General features: G+C 54.4%; 13 protein-coding genes. 11 read left to right on the forward strand and 2 right to left on the reverse strand.

Annotated elements, in window-relative coordinates; genetic code table 11:
* Positions 1–371 precede the first annotated feature (371 nt).
* Together FS806_RS02360 and FS806_RS02365 are read right to left on the reverse strand one after the other, a co-directional pair.
* Positions 372–1,340, reverse strand: a complete 969-nt coding sequence (locus FS806_RS02360; protein WP_144932801.1) for a tyrosine-type recombinase/integrase — start codon at positions 1,338–1,340, stop codon at positions 372–374.
* On the reverse strand, positions 1,337–2,317 hold the full coding sequence (locus FS806_RS02365) for a tyrosine-type recombinase/integrase (RefSeq protein ID WP_144932803.1): 981 nt from the start codon (positions 2,315–2,317) through the stop codon (positions 1,337–1,339). Before FS806_RS02365 ends, FS806_RS02360 begins: the two co-directional genes overlap by 4 nt.
* A gap of 231 nt (positions 2,318–2,548) precedes the next feature.
* Between FS806_RS02365 and FS806_RS26040 the strand changes: the two genes are divergently transcribed.
* From FS806_RS26040 to FS806_RS02410, 11 genes are all read left to right on the forward strand, one after another.
* A complete protein-coding gene (locus FS806_RS26040) occupies positions 2,549–2,713 on the forward strand; it encodes a hypothetical protein (RefSeq protein ID WP_222126577.1) in 165 nt (54 codons plus the stop codon).
* Positions 2,714–2,815: 102 nt separating this feature from the next.
* The gene (locus FS806_RS02370) at positions 2,816–3,073 is read left to right on the forward strand and encodes a hypothetical protein (protein WP_260981953.1); all 258 of its coding nucleotides are present in this window, start codon (positions 2,816–2,818) and stop codon (positions 3,071–3,073) included.
* A gap of 200 nt (positions 3,074–3,273) precedes the next feature.
* Positions 3,274–5,079, forward strand: a complete 1,806-nt coding sequence (locus tag FS806_RS02375; protein ID WP_186328168.1) for a cache domain-containing sensor histidine kinase — start codon at positions 3,274–3,276, stop codon at positions 5,077–5,079.
* Positions 5,057–6,574 (forward strand): response regulator transcription factor, encoded by a 1,518-nt coding sequence (locus tag FS806_RS25605; protein ID WP_186328169.1) that lies wholly within the window; start codon positions 5,057–5,059, stop codon positions 6,572–6,574. Before FS806_RS02375 ends, FS806_RS25605 begins: the two co-directional genes overlap by 23 nt.
* Before the next feature lie 149 nt (positions 6,575–6,723).
* Complete coding sequence (locus FS806_RS02385) at positions 6,724–7,650, forward strand: ABC transporter permease (protein ID WP_260981960.1); 927 nt, start codon at positions 6,724–6,726, stop codon at positions 7,648–7,650.
* Entirely contained in the window at positions 7,644–8,504 is an 861-nt protein-coding gene (locus tag FS806_RS02390) for a carbohydrate ABC transporter permease (RefSeq protein ID WP_144932807.1), read from the forward strand. Before FS806_RS02385 ends, FS806_RS02390 begins: the two co-directional genes overlap by 7 nt.
* Before the next feature lie 32 nt (positions 8,505–8,536).
* Entirely contained in the window at positions 8,537–10,081 is a 1,545-nt protein-coding gene (locus FS806_RS02395; RefSeq protein ID WP_144932809.1) for an extracellular solute-binding protein, read from the forward strand.
* 181 nt (positions 10,082–10,262) lie between these two features.
* The gene (locus FS806_RS02400) at positions 10,263–11,837 is read left to right on the forward strand and encodes an FAD-dependent oxidoreductase (RefSeq protein ID WP_144933015.1); all 1,575 of its coding nucleotides are present in this window, start codon (positions 10,263–10,265) and stop codon (positions 11,835–11,837) included.
* 629 nt (positions 11,838–12,466) lie between these two features.
* On the forward strand, positions 12,467–14,020 hold the full coding sequence (locus FS806_RS02405; protein ID WP_260981954.1) for an FAD-dependent oxidoreductase: 1,554 nt from the start codon (positions 12,467–12,469) through the stop codon (positions 14,018–14,020).
* A gap of 70 nt (positions 14,021–14,090) precedes the next feature.
* Positions 14,091–14,222: a hypothetical protein gene (locus FS806_RS26525; RefSeq protein WP_260981955.1), complete on the forward strand. Its 132-nt coding sequence runs from the start codon at positions 14,091–14,093 to the stop codon at positions 14,220–14,222.
* A gap of 106 nt (positions 14,223–14,328) precedes the next feature.
* Positions 14,329–16,590 carry an FAD-dependent oxidoreductase gene (locus FS806_RS02410; RefSeq protein WP_144932811.1) on the forward strand — a complete coding sequence of 754 codons (2,262 nt, stop codon included), beginning with the start codon at positions 14,329–14,331 and terminating at the stop codon, positions 16,588–16,590.
* The last annotated feature ends 43 nt before the right edge of the window (positions 16,591–16,633 follow it).

The following is a 16,633-nucleotide window of genomic DNA, read 5'->3' on the forward strand; positions in this document are numbered from 1 at the left end:
CCCGGCAATGTGGTCGGTTCCGGTCGCTACCAGCATATCCGGCTTGCGCCGAATCCGACGCTCGCTGGCATCGTCGATGCAATGCAGCAAAAGCTTAGAGCATTGGCCATAAGCTTCATTCCGACTCTACATGCGGCCTAACGGTTCGATTCATCCCTGGCCATAACGACATTTCGACCTGTAAAAGTCAGGTCTTCTTTGGGCTGTGCAAAAAAACGCAGGATCACATCAGAACGTAAGAAGACTTAAAAGCCCGGCCCCAAAAACTCATTGAAACAGGCATTCCGTGGTGCGATGGCGGGTTATCCACAGGATTGAGTTATCCACATTCCGATTTCATGTTAAAGCATCCTCTCTTCATTGATTAACTATTAAATAGTCCGTTTCATTTTCTCAATCGGACTGAACTTCTTGTGTTGCTGCCGTATATCGCTGTTGAATAGCTCTACATAATACTCGACCATTTCCAGCGTGGCATGTCCTAAGATACGTCGCAGTGTGAACGGATCACCGCCGTTTAGGATATAAAATTTCGCCATCGTATGGCGAAACGTGTGGGGCGAAACACGTACTCCCTGTATTCTAGCCGCTTTACCGTATACCTGCATTTTTTCTTGCAGAGCTCTGGTGCTGATCGGTTCGTTGTTGATATTGACGAACAGAGCGTCCGTTTCCAGGTCACCCCGAATGTCCAGGTATTTGCGGACGATTTTTGCGCACGTTTGCTGAAACGGTACGCGGCGGGCTTTTCCTCCTTTTCCCTTGCTAATCCGAATCTCCTGCTCTTTGAAGAACAAGTCCCCGGTTTTCAGGTTGCATAGTTCGCTGATCCGCATGCCGGTTTCTAGCAGCACAATCATCATAGTATAGTCACGGAAGCCGGTGAACGTTTTGCGGTCCGGTTGTTCCAGCAGATCGGCTACTTGTTCTCTGGTAAAAGTTTGAATCATCAGCTTTTCCGCTTTGACTACATGCAACTCGTCCGCGATATTATTTGTCTTCCAGCCTTCCTCGAACAAATACCTGAAGAACTGCTTGACGCCTTTAATACGCCCGTTCACCGTATTGTCGGACTTTCCTCGGTCGATCAGATAGGCTACAAAATGGTTTTTGACCTCGCGGGAAGTCACAGAATAGATATCGAGCGGAACTTCCTGTTCCAGAAAAGCATCTTTCATTTGTTGAACGCAGTCCTGATAAAATCGAAGCGTGAGTGGCGAAAGGTTTTTTGCTTTGCAATCGAGAATAAAAGAATGAAGTAAATCGTCGAAGCTTAATTGTTGCTTTGCGGAACTGGAACCATCGACGGTAGTCAGTACGTTTTGCCTGCGTTTATTCATTGGCTCACCCCGCTTTTGTCGATGGCGTCTGGAAATTCGTTTACCAGATGTTCGACCGGGCTGAACTTTCCATGTTGAATTTGCAGGTCTCGAGAAAACAATTCGACATACATTTCCGTCGTTTCCATCCGCTCGTGCCCCAAAATGCTTTTAAGCGTAAATATGTCGCCGCCGTTTAGTAGATACTGTTTCGCCATCGTATGTCGAAAAGTGTGGCAGGAGCATTGGATACCTTTGATACCCGCTGCTTTGCAATATCGGGAAATCATAATCCGAATTCCCGCAGTTTCAAATGGTCGGTTGTCCAAGTTGACCCAGACGCGCTCGTGTTCCAACTTGCCACGTTCCTGAATATATCGTTTCAGCTCGAATGCGCATGTGCGTTGAATCGGCACATGGCGGGCTTTCCGTCCTTTACCTTGTTGGATGCGCAGCGATCCTTCTTCAAAGCGAATGTCTGTAATCCGGAGGTTCGCCAGTTCTTTTAAGCGGATGCCGGTCTCGAGCAGCACCAGCATCATGACATAATTACGATAGCCGGTGAAGGTGGATCGGTCCGGTTGTGCAAGCAATCGTTGCAAATGACCATCCGTGAAGGTATGCGTCAATGAAGGCTGAACCTTGAACGGTTTCATATTTGCGGCAATGTTCGTTTCCATCCAACCTTCGCAGGTAAGGAATTTGAAAAACTCTTTAAGGATGCAAAGGTTACAGTTCACCGTCCTCAGTGCCAATCCCTCGTCCAGCATGCTGGGGATAATGCGGTGGGTCAGATCATAAGGGGTTAGCGTACCCAAATTCAGTTTCTTAGTTTCGAGGTGTTGCTTGAACTTGGTCAACCCTTTGAGGTAACGGCGGATAGTTTCTTCCGTCAGATTTCGGATTTTACATTCCTGTAAGAAAAGATAAACGGCTTCATCGAAAGTAACGTTTGAACTTTGCAATCTTTTTGCTGGATCATTTTTTTGGCGTAACACTTCGCATATCCTCCATTGAGTGTTATGCGAGGTAAAGCGGATATACGAGTCGACTAGGGGGTGGTTCGTATAACAACCCGGTATACGATTTCGTAAAACTTTCACGAAAAACCGAGTTATTTACGCTCAGATGGAACAATTTATCCATCGGCTAAAACCTTTGATACATAAGGTTTTTCGGCATTTTAGAGGGTTTTGTTCACCTCCTTCCGGCTCGTATAACTCCGTATTATGCGAACCATATTTCGACCCGTCATCGCGGCCGAGCAGGCGAAGCTGATCGGATCGCTTCAGTACCTGCTGGTTGTCGGCGACGATGCGACCACAGTCTCTGTGTTGCGGGAGCTTGCGCCGACTTACAACCGTCTGCGAGAGGCGCTGATCAATCAGCTGTGACCGCAATGAGCTTTAAGTTGATGACGGGAGGCTTGCATAGATTTCTCCATTTTTATGCAGAATAATTAAAACTAATCATACGCCCAGGGAGGTCATGCCGGCTTGAAAGCAAAAGATCATGGTCAGGAACAGGAGCGGGAGGAAGGTAAACATCGGGATGAGCTGCTCAGGCGGGATATGGAGGTAGACTCCGATGTTAACGAAGACCGCAATCGGGAAAATCTGTTGGACGCCTCTTTCGAGGCATGGTACGAGAATATAGAGTACTGGGTGAAGCAGAAAGATGAAATGACCCGGGTGCCGGAGGAGAACGTCTTCGAGGCTGCCGAGGACATGGACGCTGAAGAAGAGCAGGGTTGATTGGAGTCAGGGCGAAAAAGCGGCGATCAAATCGGGACTGCCCCGGAAGGTCTTGAAAAGACCGGAAGGGGCGGTCCTTTTTTGCATTGCCAAATCCTCCGATAAGAGTTTTGCTCTTTTCAACATTCGACATTATGTCCCCGAGGTTTATGCTAGAATCTATTGAAAACGCATACAATCTATTCCGGGAGGAGATTGGATTGTCCCGTATTAAAGCTTTGATGCCCAGTTCGCTGAAAAACCGCTTATTCTTATCTTTTGTCCTTTTTATTGTTCTGCCGTTCTTTCTGGTGCAAATCCGCAGCTACGATCAAATGGAGTCTCTGTATGAAGAACGGATCGGCGAGCAGAGCCAGTATCAGTTGGACCAGATGGTATCCTATTTCGAGCAAATAAAGACGAGAATTCTGATGACTTCTCTTCAATTGGAGAAGGAACTGCAGATATTGCTCGCCCAATCGGAGGAAGGCCGGGTGGAGAAGGAGCAGATCCAGCAGCTGCTTAAGGAGGTCAAGGCCAATCTGTTTGCAGACGGCGCATTCGTAAACTATACGTTGACCGGATTGGACGGCGTTTCATATACCTCCATTGACAATGGCATGGGTGTCGAGGATGAAGCTTGGGCCGCCGGTGCAATCGGCTGGCTCCGGCAACAAGACCGTCCGTCGATGCAATGGCTTCTCCTCTCCAAGGATTCGAGGCCGAACGGGCAGGCCAACACGGACCTGCTTACGCTCTTTAGTGTCGTTCAAGACCGGGACCGTCTCCCGCTGGGTGTTCTCCGCATCAGCTTCGATTACCGGAAATGGCTGCAGGACCAGACCGGCCGTTTTCTCATCCAGCAGGACTATTTTCTACTTAATGAACAGGGAGGAGTGCTGTTTCAGACCCGACCCGATGCGAGCATGCCGACAGGTCTGCAGAAGTGGGTGCGGCAGAAGTGGGTGCGGCAGCAGCATGCCACCGGGGAAAGGGAGCCTCTGGTCGATCGGCAAACTTCCTCTATTCTAACCTCCAGCGGCATCGAGTCCTTGAACTGGACGCTGGTAGCCCAATTCCCGCTGCAGGTGTTCTTCGGCGATATCGGGGCTGTGCAGCGTCAAGCTTATGTTACCTTCGGTTTATTTACGTTAGTTTTCGTCGTGATGACTTTCTTCATTTCCTCAACCGTTACCCGCCCTTTACGACTCCTTCGCAACAAAATGTCCGATCTGACCCGCAGCCAGTTTCGCGTCCATCTGCCTACGGATAAATATCGGGGGGAAATGATGGAGATGGCGGAATCGTTCAACCAGATGGTCCGGGACCTGAACCGTTCCGTAGAGCGGCTGAAGATCGAGGAGAGACGGCGCGAGGCGGTTCATTTCCAGATTTTGATGCAGCAGATGAATCCCCATTTCCTATTAAACACCTTGAATACGATCAAGTGGAATGCTTATGCCCGGGGGGACGGGACGACGGGAGAGATCTGCATCGCCCTGGGGCGCCTGCTGGAAACGAGCTTGAACACGGAGGAGGAGCTTATTTATTTGCAGCGGGAGATGGAGCTTATTGAAGCCTATATCAAAATCCAGCGTTTCCGTTACGAACAATCCTTTGTCATCCGCTATGAGTACGAAGAGGGGCTGCGCTATGCCCTGGTGCCGAAGTTTTCTCTTCAGCCGCTGGTGGAGAACGCGATCCGCCACGGCTTTGCCCGTATGAAGGAAGGCGGAGTCATCGTCATTCGGGCATGGCGGGAGGAAGGGAGCCTGCTTGTCCATGTGGATGATAATGGAGCCGGATTACAGGCATCGGCCGCTGAGAAGGAGATGTCCAGGCGGCCGTCCATCGGTTTGAACAATATTAGAGAAAGGCTTCATCTGTTATTCAAAGGGGAAGCCGGATTGGAGCTGGCGTCCTTAGAGAAGGGGACACGGGCGGCGCTGCGCGTTCCGTTCCTGAATTCCACCCCGTATGAAGCGGACAAAGGAGGGATTGAGCGTGTGGAAGGCTTTACTGGTTGAAGACGAGCCTTATGTTCGCCGCCATGTTATTCAATTGGTCGATTGGGCCGGAAGCGGCTTTGAGCTGGTTGGGGAAGCCGGTAACGGGGAAGAGGCTTTGGAGATGATGAAAGTTCATCGGCCGGATTTGGTTATCACGGATATCCTCATGCCGAACATGGATGGCCTGGAATTGCTGCAGCGGGCCAGGGAAACCGGTTTTGAGTCCATGTTCATCATGCTCACATGCATGAGCGAGTTCGAATATGCCCGCAGGGCGTTGGAACTGGGGGCATCCGGATACGTGCTGAAATTATCGATGGGCCCCGATTCCTTGAACGAAATGATCGGTAAAGCCCATAGAGAGCTGCTTAAGCGGTATAAGGAAAAGACAGAGGCGGCCTATTACCGCCGTTATGCGTCGGTGTGGGAATCGTTCGCCGGCCGATCTCCGGAGCCCGGTTACCTCCGGGCCAAGGGAATGATCATGGAGCCGCAGGAACGCTTCTCGGAGGTCTGGATCGGGTGCGCTCTAAGCGGCCCGGTTCCGGTGGAAGAACAAACTTGGTTGAGAAGGGCGGCTTCCAGGTTTCCGGCCGGCAGCTTGACCCATCATTTTCAGGCATCCGGCTACACCACTCTATTTTGCTGGAGCCCGGTTTCCATTCAGCACGAGCCGATCCTTGACTATTCCCCTTCCATTCCGGTTGCGTTCGCCACGGGGAAGGCTTCGGAGTCCTGGATATCTCTCTGGTCCTCTGTAGTGAAAAAACTCGATGAAGCCTGGTATGAATGCCCAGCGGAGGAGGAAGCCGGCCCTTCGGGCATAAGCGGCGATGGGGACAAAATGGAGGAGAACAGCCTGTGGACCCGGGAGCTGGAGCTGCTGCAAAGTGCGGAGCAAGGAAGGAAGCAAACCGGCTTGCTGCTCCGCGAGCTGATGGAGGAGATGAGGCAAAGTGCCTGGCCTGCTCTCATGGTGAAGGAATGCGCGCTGCGCTGGGTCCGCTTCATGAAGCCGCTGATTCCGGAAGCGGCACAGGCCGCCAAGCAATCCATCCGGGAAGCGACCAAGCATGCTATGCTGCTGCAGAAGCTGGAGCCGTTATTCGCGGCGTATGTGCAGCGGCGCCTTATCCGGGACCTCCCGGTAACGGATCATCCGGAGGTCAACATCCTGCTGCGCCATATCCACAGCCGCTACAATGAAAATTTGACGTTAAAATCGGCCGCCACCCTTGTTTGTATGGATGAAACCTATTTAAGCGGATTGTTTCGCAAGAAAACGGGGACCCCGTTTATTCAATATGTGCAAAAAGTCCGGGTCGAGCGGGCCAAGCATTATCTTTCCCATACGGATCTTCCTGTACTGGAAATTGGCCATCGCGTTGGCTTTATGAACACCAATTATTTTTTTCGGATATTCAAGAAACTGACGGGCATGACCCCGATGGATTTCCGCCGCGAAGCTTCTGAGCCCTCTTTGGGAAGGGAGAGTGGTTCCGTTGAAATGTAAAGGCTTACAAAAAACCAAATATGTGCAGTCGAACCGTTAAAATCGTTCATTATCCGCTAACAGGGCCGCGTGATATGCTGAATCCAGATTAGCAAAGGAAGGAGGAAGATGGGGTGAAGGCTCGTATGGTGCCTGTTGGCTCGGCCCGAATGCCGCCCGCCGCGCGGCTCGCTAATTATATCAAGCTGCTCTGGAAATTCAAGGCGCTGTATATCATGCTGCTGCCCGGCATGCTGTACTACCTGGTTTATAAGTACGTTCCTATGTACGGGGTCATCATCGCCTTCAAAGATTTTAACATTCTCGAAGGCATCGTGAGCAGTCCTTGGGCGGATCCGTGGTACAAACATTTCCTGCAGTTTTACGAATCGCCGTATTTTGCCGAACTGCTCCGCAACACCTTCCTGATCAGCATCTACAAGCTCTTGTTCGGCATGGTTCCGCCCATTCTTCTCGCACTTGTGCTGAATGAATGCAGGGTGTATTGGTTTAAATCGCTGGTCCAGACACTGAGCTACATGCCGCATTTTTTGTCCTGGATCATTATTTACGGCATCGCTATTATTTTGCTGTCGGAGGATACAGGCATTCTGAATCGATGGCTGGTGGAATCGGGAGGGAGAGCGATCCCTTTTCTGACCTCGACCGAATGGTTCCGAAGCGTGCTGGTCGGCAGTGAAATTTGGCAAAACCTCGGCTGGGGCGCCATCATCTATTTGGCCGCCATCGCGGGCATTGACCCGACGCTGTATGAGGCGGCAAGGGTGGATGGGGCAAGCCGCTTGAGAATGATCTGGCACATCACACTCCCCGGAATCCGGCATGTAATCATTCTGCTGCTCATACTCAGACTCGGACATATTCTGGATGCCGGCTTCGAGCAAATCTATATTTTCTATAACATTCATGTCTACTCTGTGGCGGACATTCTGGATACTTGGGTGTTCCGCACGGGGCTGGAGCAGCTTAATTTCAGCCTGGCTTCGGCCGTCGGACTGTTCAAGGCGGCGATCGGATTCTTTCTGGTTCTGGCCTCGAATGCATTGGCCAAGAGATGGGGGCAAGGAATATGGTAAGAGGATGGGGAGACAAACTGTTCAATACGGTCGTCTATATCGTGCTGACCCTGGTCGGCCTGTCGGCGGTTCTGCCGATTCTGTACGTGGCCGCAGTCTCCGTGACTCCGTATGCGGAAGTATTGAAGAACGGCGGTTATGTCTTGGTCCCGACGGAGCTGACCCTGGCGGCATACCGCAAAATATTCGGCACATCGGATATTCTCCGATCCTTCCAAATCACCTTGTTCGTTACCACCGTCGGAACGGCCATCAATTTGCTGCTGACCATGCTGACCGCCTACCCGTTGAGCCGCAGAGCACTTCCGCACCGCAATCTGTTTCTATTTCTCGTCGTCTTCACGATGCTGTTCAGCGGCGGAATTATTCCCACTTATCTGGTTGTCAAAAGCACCGGACTGCTGGACACGGTATGGGCCCTGATTATCCCTTCGGCCGTCAGCAGCTTCAATGTTCTCATTATGAAAAGCTTCTTCGAGCAGCTTCCGGAGGAAATTTTCGAATCGGCACGCATGGACGGAGCTTCGGAAGCACGGCTGCTGCTGCGCATTGTGGTTCCTCTGTCCACCCCTGCCCTGGTCACGATCGGGTTGTTCTACGGGGTTGCTCATTGGAATCAGTTTTTCGCCGCCATTATGTATATTACGGACCGCAGCCTGTTCCCGCTGCAGATCGTTGTCCGCGAATTGCTGATGCAAACGGTCGAGCAGATGGAGAGCCCCGAGAACATGGTTCCGACCGTGACCATGCAGATGGCCGCGGTAATGGTCGCCGTCGTTCCGGTTGTCGTCATTTATCCGTTTTTGCAGAAGCATTTTACTAAAGGCATGCTGCTTGGTTCCATCAAAGGGTAAATTCCAAATGAACGATAAAGGGGAGTTGGATAATGGTTGCCAAGAAACGTTATGCAGCGCTTGCCGCAAGCATGCTTCTCCTGACAGGAGCGGTATTGGGGTGCTCGACGGGCAAGGATAGTAATAACGCGGGTCCGTCACCGAGTGGAGCCCCCAAGAAGGAGGAGACGAGGACGGAAAACAAGGAGCCGGTGAAAATTACGGTTGCTATGGAAGGCTCCGGGAAGCCGGCTCCGCAGGACGATTTCATTAAGAAAGCTCTGGACGAGAAGCTGAACATCGATTTGCAGATGACGATGATTCAGGGCTTCAACGATTATATGAACCAAATCAAGGTACGGACTGCAGCCGGCAATTATCCGGATATTATGCATCTCGATCTGGTTACCCTTAACGATTTTGCGCAGAAGGGCCTGCTGCTTGATCTGACTCCTTACCTCGATTCGAAGCTGCAGACGGCCAAGGACTTCATGGGCGAAAGCCTGCTGAAGAAAGGGATGGTAAACGGCAAGTACTACGCCATTACGAGAATTGCCGATGTGGCGTTTACGTCCTTCTGGATCCGTCAGGACTGGCTGGATCACCTGAAGCTGGAGATGCCGACCAATCTCGAGGAGCTGTATGAGGTGGCGAAGGCTTTTATAGAGAATGATCCCGACGGCAACGGCAAGAAGGATACGTACGGATTTACGGGAACGGAACTCGGCACCTTCGCCCCGATCTTCGGAGCCTTCGGAACAGCCGGTCCCGGAACGACCTTTCTGAAGGACGGGAAGGTGGTCAATTCCTTCTATGTTCCGGGAATGGAGGAAGCTCTTGCCTATATCAAGCGTCTCATTTCCGAGAATTTGGTGGATCCGCAAATTATGACCAACAAAGGAACGATGGCGCGCGATCAGGCATTCCAGGGGAAAGCCGGCATCATCTGGTCAGGGTGGACGGATATGGGCAAGGTGGAATTCGTCGAGCAGTACAAAACCATTAATCCCGAGGCAGAATGGGTGCAGATGGGCCCGCCCGAAGGCCCTTACGGCCAATATGATACGGCATTCGACGCCGAGAAGCCGTCCCGCCTGTTCGCTCTGCCGAAGACACTCGAGAAGCAGCCTGACAAGCTGGAGAAAATTTTCGAGCTGCTGAACTATATTTCGAGCAAGGAAGGCAATCGTCTGGTCATGTATGGAATCGAAGGCCGCCACTATAATGTGGAGAATGGCAAAATCGTGCTGACGGAAGCGATGGCCAAAGAGGGCAACTACTTCCACTACTATCAAATGACCGGGCGTCCGAACGAAGAGTATTTGCCCACGAAGTTCCCGACGGAGGAGAAGTTCATCGAGTATGCGCTCAAACTGCCGCGGCTGCAGAGTATCGACAGCAATCTGCTGCCTCCGGCAGGCTATAATGCGGCGGACGCCGACCGTTACGCCAAGGAAGAACTGGCCAAGTTTCTGTACAACAAGCGGCCGCTTGAAGAGTACCCCGATTTCATAAAAACGCTGGAGAGCTCATTCAAGTATAAGCTGTTTGTCGAGCAGGCGGAAAAGCGGGCCAAGGAGCTTGGGCTCGTTCAGTGAATTAGCTTCAATGGGAGGAGGGCTGGCCAGTTACGTATGCAGGAGCGGGATTTTGTCATTTGCCGGGCCTCGGAGCATCGGCAGATCGAAATTCCATAAATAATCCCCTGCGTCTGCTCGGGCTTCGCATCCGGCTGTCCGAGCTTTTATTCTACGACATTGGAAAGGAGCCAGGCGGGTGATGAAACAGCTTCATGCAGACGTTGTTATTATTGGAGGTGGAACGGGGGGATGCGCGGCTGCCTTGGCTTGTGCCAAGATGGGCAAAAAGGTGCTCATGACCGAGGAAACGGACTGGATCGGAGGTCAATTGACAAGTCAGGCGGTTCCCCCGGATGAGCATACGTGGATCGAGCAGTTCGGTTGCACCGCCAGCTATCGGCAATTCCGGAATCGGGTGCGCGATTACTACAGCCGCAATTTTCCGCTGACGGCAGCAGCCCGCTCCGCTCTTTATTTGAACCCGGGCAATGCCACGGGAAGCCGCCGGGTAGCCCATGAGCCCCGTACCGCCTTGGCTGTCCTGAATGACATGCTGGCTCCCTACATTCATAACGGGACGCTAATCGTACTGACCCGTTATAAATGTGTCCGTGCGGAAACATCGGGCGACGAAGTTGCAGCGGTCCATGTCCGAAGCCTGGACACGGGGGATGAGGTCGTGCTGACCGCCCCGTATTTTCTGGATGCCACGGAAGAGGGGGATGTGCTCCCCTTGGCCGGAGTCGAGTATGTAACCGGCTCGGAATCCGTCAGCCAGACCGGCGAGCCGCATGCCTTGGAAGGAGAGGCCGATCCTCAGGATATGCAGGCCTTTACTTACTGCTTCCTGGTCGATCATCTCGAGGGGGAGGATTTCACCATTCCGAAACCGGCCCAGTATGATTTCTGGAGGGAGTACCAGGCGGATTTCTGGCCAGACAAACAGTTAAGCTGGATGGGACTTGTTCCGCATACGCTGGAGCCGGTCCGTTACAGCTTCTTCCCGGACGGCAAGTCGTTCTCGTTATGGCAATACCGGAGAGTCATTGACCGTTCCCTGTTTGCGGAAGGGACTTTTGACAGCGATATGACGATCGTCAACTGGCCGCAGAACGATTATTGGCTCGGCTCCATCATCGATGTTCCGGAGGAGGAACGCATCAAGCATCTGGAGAACGCCAAGCAATTGAGCTTGTCCCTGCTGTATTGGATGCAAACCGAGGCCCCGCGTCCGGACGGACGGTACGGTTACCCGGGGCTGAGGCTTAGGAAGGATGCTGTCGGCACGGAGGACGGGTTGGCCAAAAGTCCGTACATCCGCGAGGCAAGAAGAATTCGGGCCGAATTGACCATTCTGGAGCAGCATCTGAGTCCCGCATGCAGACCGGGATTAACGGCTGAAGATTACCCGGATTCGGTCGGCATCGGCTTCTACGGGATCGATCTGCATCCGAGCACGGGGCTGCGCACGTATATTGATATTCCGAGCCTGCCGTTTCAAATTCCTCTAGGCTCGCTCATTCCGGTCCGGGTCAACAATTTGCTGCCCGCATGCAAAAACATTGGCACGACCCATATTACAAACGGTTGCTATCGGCTGCATCCGGTCGAATGGAACATCGGCGAAGCGGCGGGTTATTTGGCCGCCTACTGTGTGGAGCACGGAGTCAAGCCGCGCGAAGTGCGCAATGATAAGCAGAAGCTGGAGGATTACCAGTCGATTCTGGTACAGGCCGGTGTGGAGCTGAAGTGGCCATCCATTCACGCGGTCTAGCGGGTAGGGCAAACGGGCGCACGGAGGAAATTTGGGAACGGGGATAACTATCGCCGCTCCTGCCCCTTTGACTACTATCCCCTTCGTTCAGGTTTAGTGGGGCAGAACCGTAGGAGCCTTATGTTTTGGCGAAGAGGAGAGCGGAGCAAAGAGGTATGGCCGGGAATAACGATCGCTCCAGCTGCCTTCGACTACTATCCCTTTCGCTCGGGTTTGGCGGGGTAGAACCGCTGTGAGCCTTATGTTTGGCCAAGAGGAGAGCGGAGCAAAGAGGTATGGCCGGGAATAATGAACGCTCCTGCTGCCTTCGACTACTATCCCTTTCGCTCAGGTTTGGCGGGACCGAACCGCTGGGAGCTTCATGTTTGGCGAAGAGGAGAACGGGGCAAAGGGGTTGGAACGGAATAGCTATCTGCTTGTTACGGAAATCTATTACGTCATGAACGGAAAGGGTTCGCTTATGCCAAAGCTGTCATCAGGAATCAGATGGAGGCTCCTCAAATAGAATAGCTTAAGCCAAGCATCAAGCATCAAGCGTCGCTTCAGGAGGGGCCTTGCTCTAAGCGGATCCGCCTATTGGGGTGAGGGTTGAATCCTAAGGGACTATCGAACAAAGGAGTGGTAGGATTGTGACGGATTTTAGCGGATTGTATTATTATAGGGCAAAAAAGAACCCGGCCCCGCCCATTCATGTTAAAGCCGATGTCTGCATCTACGGCGGCAGCTCGGCTGGGGTGGCGGCAGCCGTACAGGCGGCCCGGATGGGAATGAAAACGGCCCTCGTCGAATTCGGACGGCATCTGGGAGGTCTGACATCCGGCGGACTTGGGCGAACCGATTTCGGGAATAAGGCTGTGATCGGAGGAATATCACGCGAGTTTTATCGGGAGATCGGCCGGCATTACGGGAGCTCCGAGCCCGACGGCTCGGGGTGGATGTTCGAGCCGTCCGTGGCGGAGCGGATTTATCTGGACTGGGTGGAGCGTTATGATATCCCTGTCTATTTTGAACAGCGACTGGATCGGGTGGAATTGCGTGACGGCCGGATTGTCCGAATAGTCATGGAGGACGGAAGCACCTTCGAAGCGGGAATGTTCATTGATGCCACTTATGAGGGAGATTTAATGGCCCGGGCGGGCGTGTCCTATACGGTCGGACGCGAGGCGAATTCGATCTACCGGGAGACGCTGAACGGCATTCATTTCGGCAGTCCGAATCATAACTTCAAGGCCTGGGTCGATCCGTACGTTGTTCCCGGCAAGCCGGACAGCGGGTTGATCGCCGGGGTCCAGGATCTGGAGCCGGGCAGGCAGGGTGACGGCGATTCGTGTGTACAGGCGTACAACTTCCGGATCTGTTTGACCAATGTGGCAAGCAACCGGATCCCGTTCCCCGAGCCGCCGGGATATGACCCTGACCGCTTCGAGCTCCTGCTTCGCTATATTAACGCCGGGGTCTGGGATGCGATGCGGTTGCATGTCATGATGCAGCGCGGGAAAACAGACCTGAATAATTTCGGGGGCGTTTCGACCGATCATATCGGAGGCAACTACGCCTGGCCGGATGCCGGCTATTCCGAGAGGGAGCACCTCTTCCAGGATCACGTTAATTATAATCTCGGGATGCTGTATTTTCTGGCGAATGACGAACGGGTGCCGGCTTGGATTCGCGGTGAAGTGCGGCAGTGGGGGCTGCCTGCGGACGAATTCCCCGGATCGGCGAACTGGCCCCATCAGCTCTATGTCCGGGAAGCGCGTCGGATGGTTTCGGACTTTGTCATGACCGAGCATCATTGCCGGCACTTGGCGGTCGCGGAGGACTCAGTCGGGCTGGCGGCTTATGGTATGGATTCGCATAATTGCCGGAGGATAGTAATAGACGGCCGCTGCATTAACGAAGGCAATGTGGAAATCAGCCCCCCTGGGCCTTACCCGATCTCCTACCGCTCGATCATTCCGAAGGGTGAACAGTGCCAGAACCTGCTGGTGCCGGTCTGCCTGTCATCTTCGCATATCGCTTACGGCTCCATCCGGATGGAGCCGGTATTCATGGTCCTCGGGCAGTCTGCGGCAACGGCCGCCGGAGTGGCTCTGGCGCGCAGTCGAGCCGTGCAGGAAGTGGACTACACCATGCTTAGGGAGCATCTGCTTAGTGACGGACAGATACTGGAGTGGAAAGATTGAGGCTCATAGGAGCGGCAAAGTCCATCGGGCTCTGATCCGAGGCGGAGATGTTGTAGCAAACACCGGTCCGATGCAAGAACGGTATAAGGAAATGAACGTGATTACTTTGGAGCGGCAGGACCGGATTCGTTATAGGCGTGATTTGCTCTTACAGGAAAGCAGAACTCGTATGGCCGTAGTTGCCTCCGGTGCAGAAAATTGAACTCAATATGGGTATGGTTTCCGGAAGCGACAAGACGGACAGCAATGGTCGATATGACCGATCCCATGCTCAAGGAGGAGCCATTCGATATGGATGAGATGTCCGCATGAGTATTCAAAAGGAAGAAGACGCACGGTACAAAGTCGATGTGTTCGTTTACGGTGCAACTCCCGGTGGAATCGGAGCCGCCCTTGGCGCCGCACGAAGGGGCCGCCGGACACTGCTTGCGGAGCCGACCGGCCACTTCGGCGGGCTGATGACGAGCGGGCTGGGGCGCACAGATATTCTGTCGCTGGAGGCATCCGGCGCGGTTTTCCGTGAATTTGCCGGTAAGGTTTACCGGTATTACGCCGATACGTACGGAGAGGATTCGGAGCAGGCAAAGGCCTGCAATCAGGGGCTGTTCTTCGAGCCGTCGGTAGCGCATCGGGTGCTGACGGAGATGGTGGAACAGGAGCCGCTTCTGGAAATTATCATGCAGTGGGAATTGGAAGCCGTAGAATGGGAAGCTGAGGAACAGGCGGCCGCGGAAGCGGGTGTCGTGGAGTCTTGTTCGGCGGAATCTGATGCAGTGAAGCAGAAAGCCAAGGAGCCAAAGCCGGATATGGAGCCGGAAACACTGGAAGCGAATGAAGCGGGGCCGGGTACGATAAACAGGGCGGAACAGGCATCAACGGCAGCCTCTGCCGTAAAGCTGACGGGCGTTCTGTTGCGGCGGAGGGCGGATGAAGGCAGCGGCGGACATTTCGTTGCCGACATGGCCGAATCCCTGGAGAGAACGGCAAGGAAGACCGTGCGGGCCGGCATGTTTATTGACGCTACCTATGAAGGGGATCTGGCCGCAATGGCGGGTGTGCCTTGGCATTCGGGGCGGGAGAGCCGCGACGAGTGGAACGAGGAATATGCCGGCAAGCTGTACATGGATTTTGCGGCCAGCAAGGAAGTGTTCCCCGGAAGCACGGGAGAAGGAGACGAACGGATCCAAGCGTACAACTTCCGTCTGTGTCTGACGCAGAGGCCGGAGATCCGGATTCCGTTCCGCAAACCGGAAATCTACTGCCGGGAGGATTATGCGAGCTTGGCCGGGGACGTAGCCGTCGGACGGGTACGCTCCATCCGCGACGTCATGAACATGCTCCCAATTCCGAACGGTAAGACCGACTGCAATAATCATCATTATTGCATGTGTTCGACCGACTTGCCGGAGGAAAACCAGGAGTATGCGGACGGGGATGCCGCAGTGCGTGCCGCTTTCGTCCAACGCCAGCGGGATTATGTTCAGGGGCTGCTATGGTTCCTGCAGAACGATGAAGCACTGCCGGCGGAGTTCCGGGAAGAAGCGTTGACCTGGGGGTATGCCGGGGACGAATTTGCGGAGCATGGGCATTTTCCGCCGCAAATCTATGTCCGCGAAGCGCGCCGGATAGAAGGGGAGTACACCTTCACCGAGAACGATGCCCGGGTCGCTCCCGGTTTGGAGCGGGCTCCGGTGCATCCGGAGAGCATTGCGATCGGCGATTATCCGATCGATTCCCATGCGACCCGCAAGCGGGAGGCCGCCGGACGGGATCGGGCGCTTGAGGGCTTCCTCGGACTCGGCTGGCTGACGAAGGTGTACCAGATCCCTTACGGAGTCATTGTGCCGAAGCGGGTGGACGGCCTGCTCGTTCCGGTAGCGGTCTCGGCTACACATATGGGGTTCGGCACGATCCGTATGGAGCCCTGCTGGATGCAGCTCGGATTCGCGGCGGGCGTGGCCAGCGATCTGTGCCTGGCCGAAGGGACGACTCCGCGCAAGCTCCCGGTCGATGCGCTACAGCTTGAGCTGTTGGCGGCCAACCAGCGGATCACCTATTTTGCCGATATTCCGTGGAGCCATCCGGCTCGGGCCGCTGCGGAATATTTCGGCACCAAGGGCTTTTTTACCTCGTATGAAGCCCGACTGGACGATCCGCTGCAGGCCGCCGATGCTTCGCGCTGGATAGCGGCGGCCCGACTGCTGCCGGGGGGCCGAGCGCTGCCGTCTCTGCCCGCCACCGACCGGCTGCTGCCCGCCGGCGCCGACATGGGCCCGCGGCTGCCGCGGGAGGAGCCGCCGCCCGAGGAGCAGTGGCGCGAGCGGCCGCATTTGCCGTCGTGGCTCGCGGGCCGCTGGCACCGCGCGGCCTGCCGCGCACTTGGCGCCGGCGATGACGCGGGCGGCTGGGCCACGACGCTGGGCGATGAGCGGCGGCCCGTCACCCGCGGCGAGTTCTGCGCGCTGCTGTACAGCTTGCTGGCCGGTCAGCGGCAGCAGGCATCGGCAGCGAGCAGCGGCGTTAATGCGGCAGCAATAGCGCAGCCGACATGGGAGCGGACGGGTCTCTAAAGGTGATGAGGGCCGGGAGGTCAAACGAAAGGGTTGGGCATGA

Origin of the sequence: Paenibacillus sp. 32O-W (assembly GCF_007679495.1) — a bacterium.
GTDB classification, from domain to species: Bacteria; Bacillota; Bacilli; order Paenibacillales; family NBRC-103111; genus Paenibacillus_L; species Paenibacillus_L residui.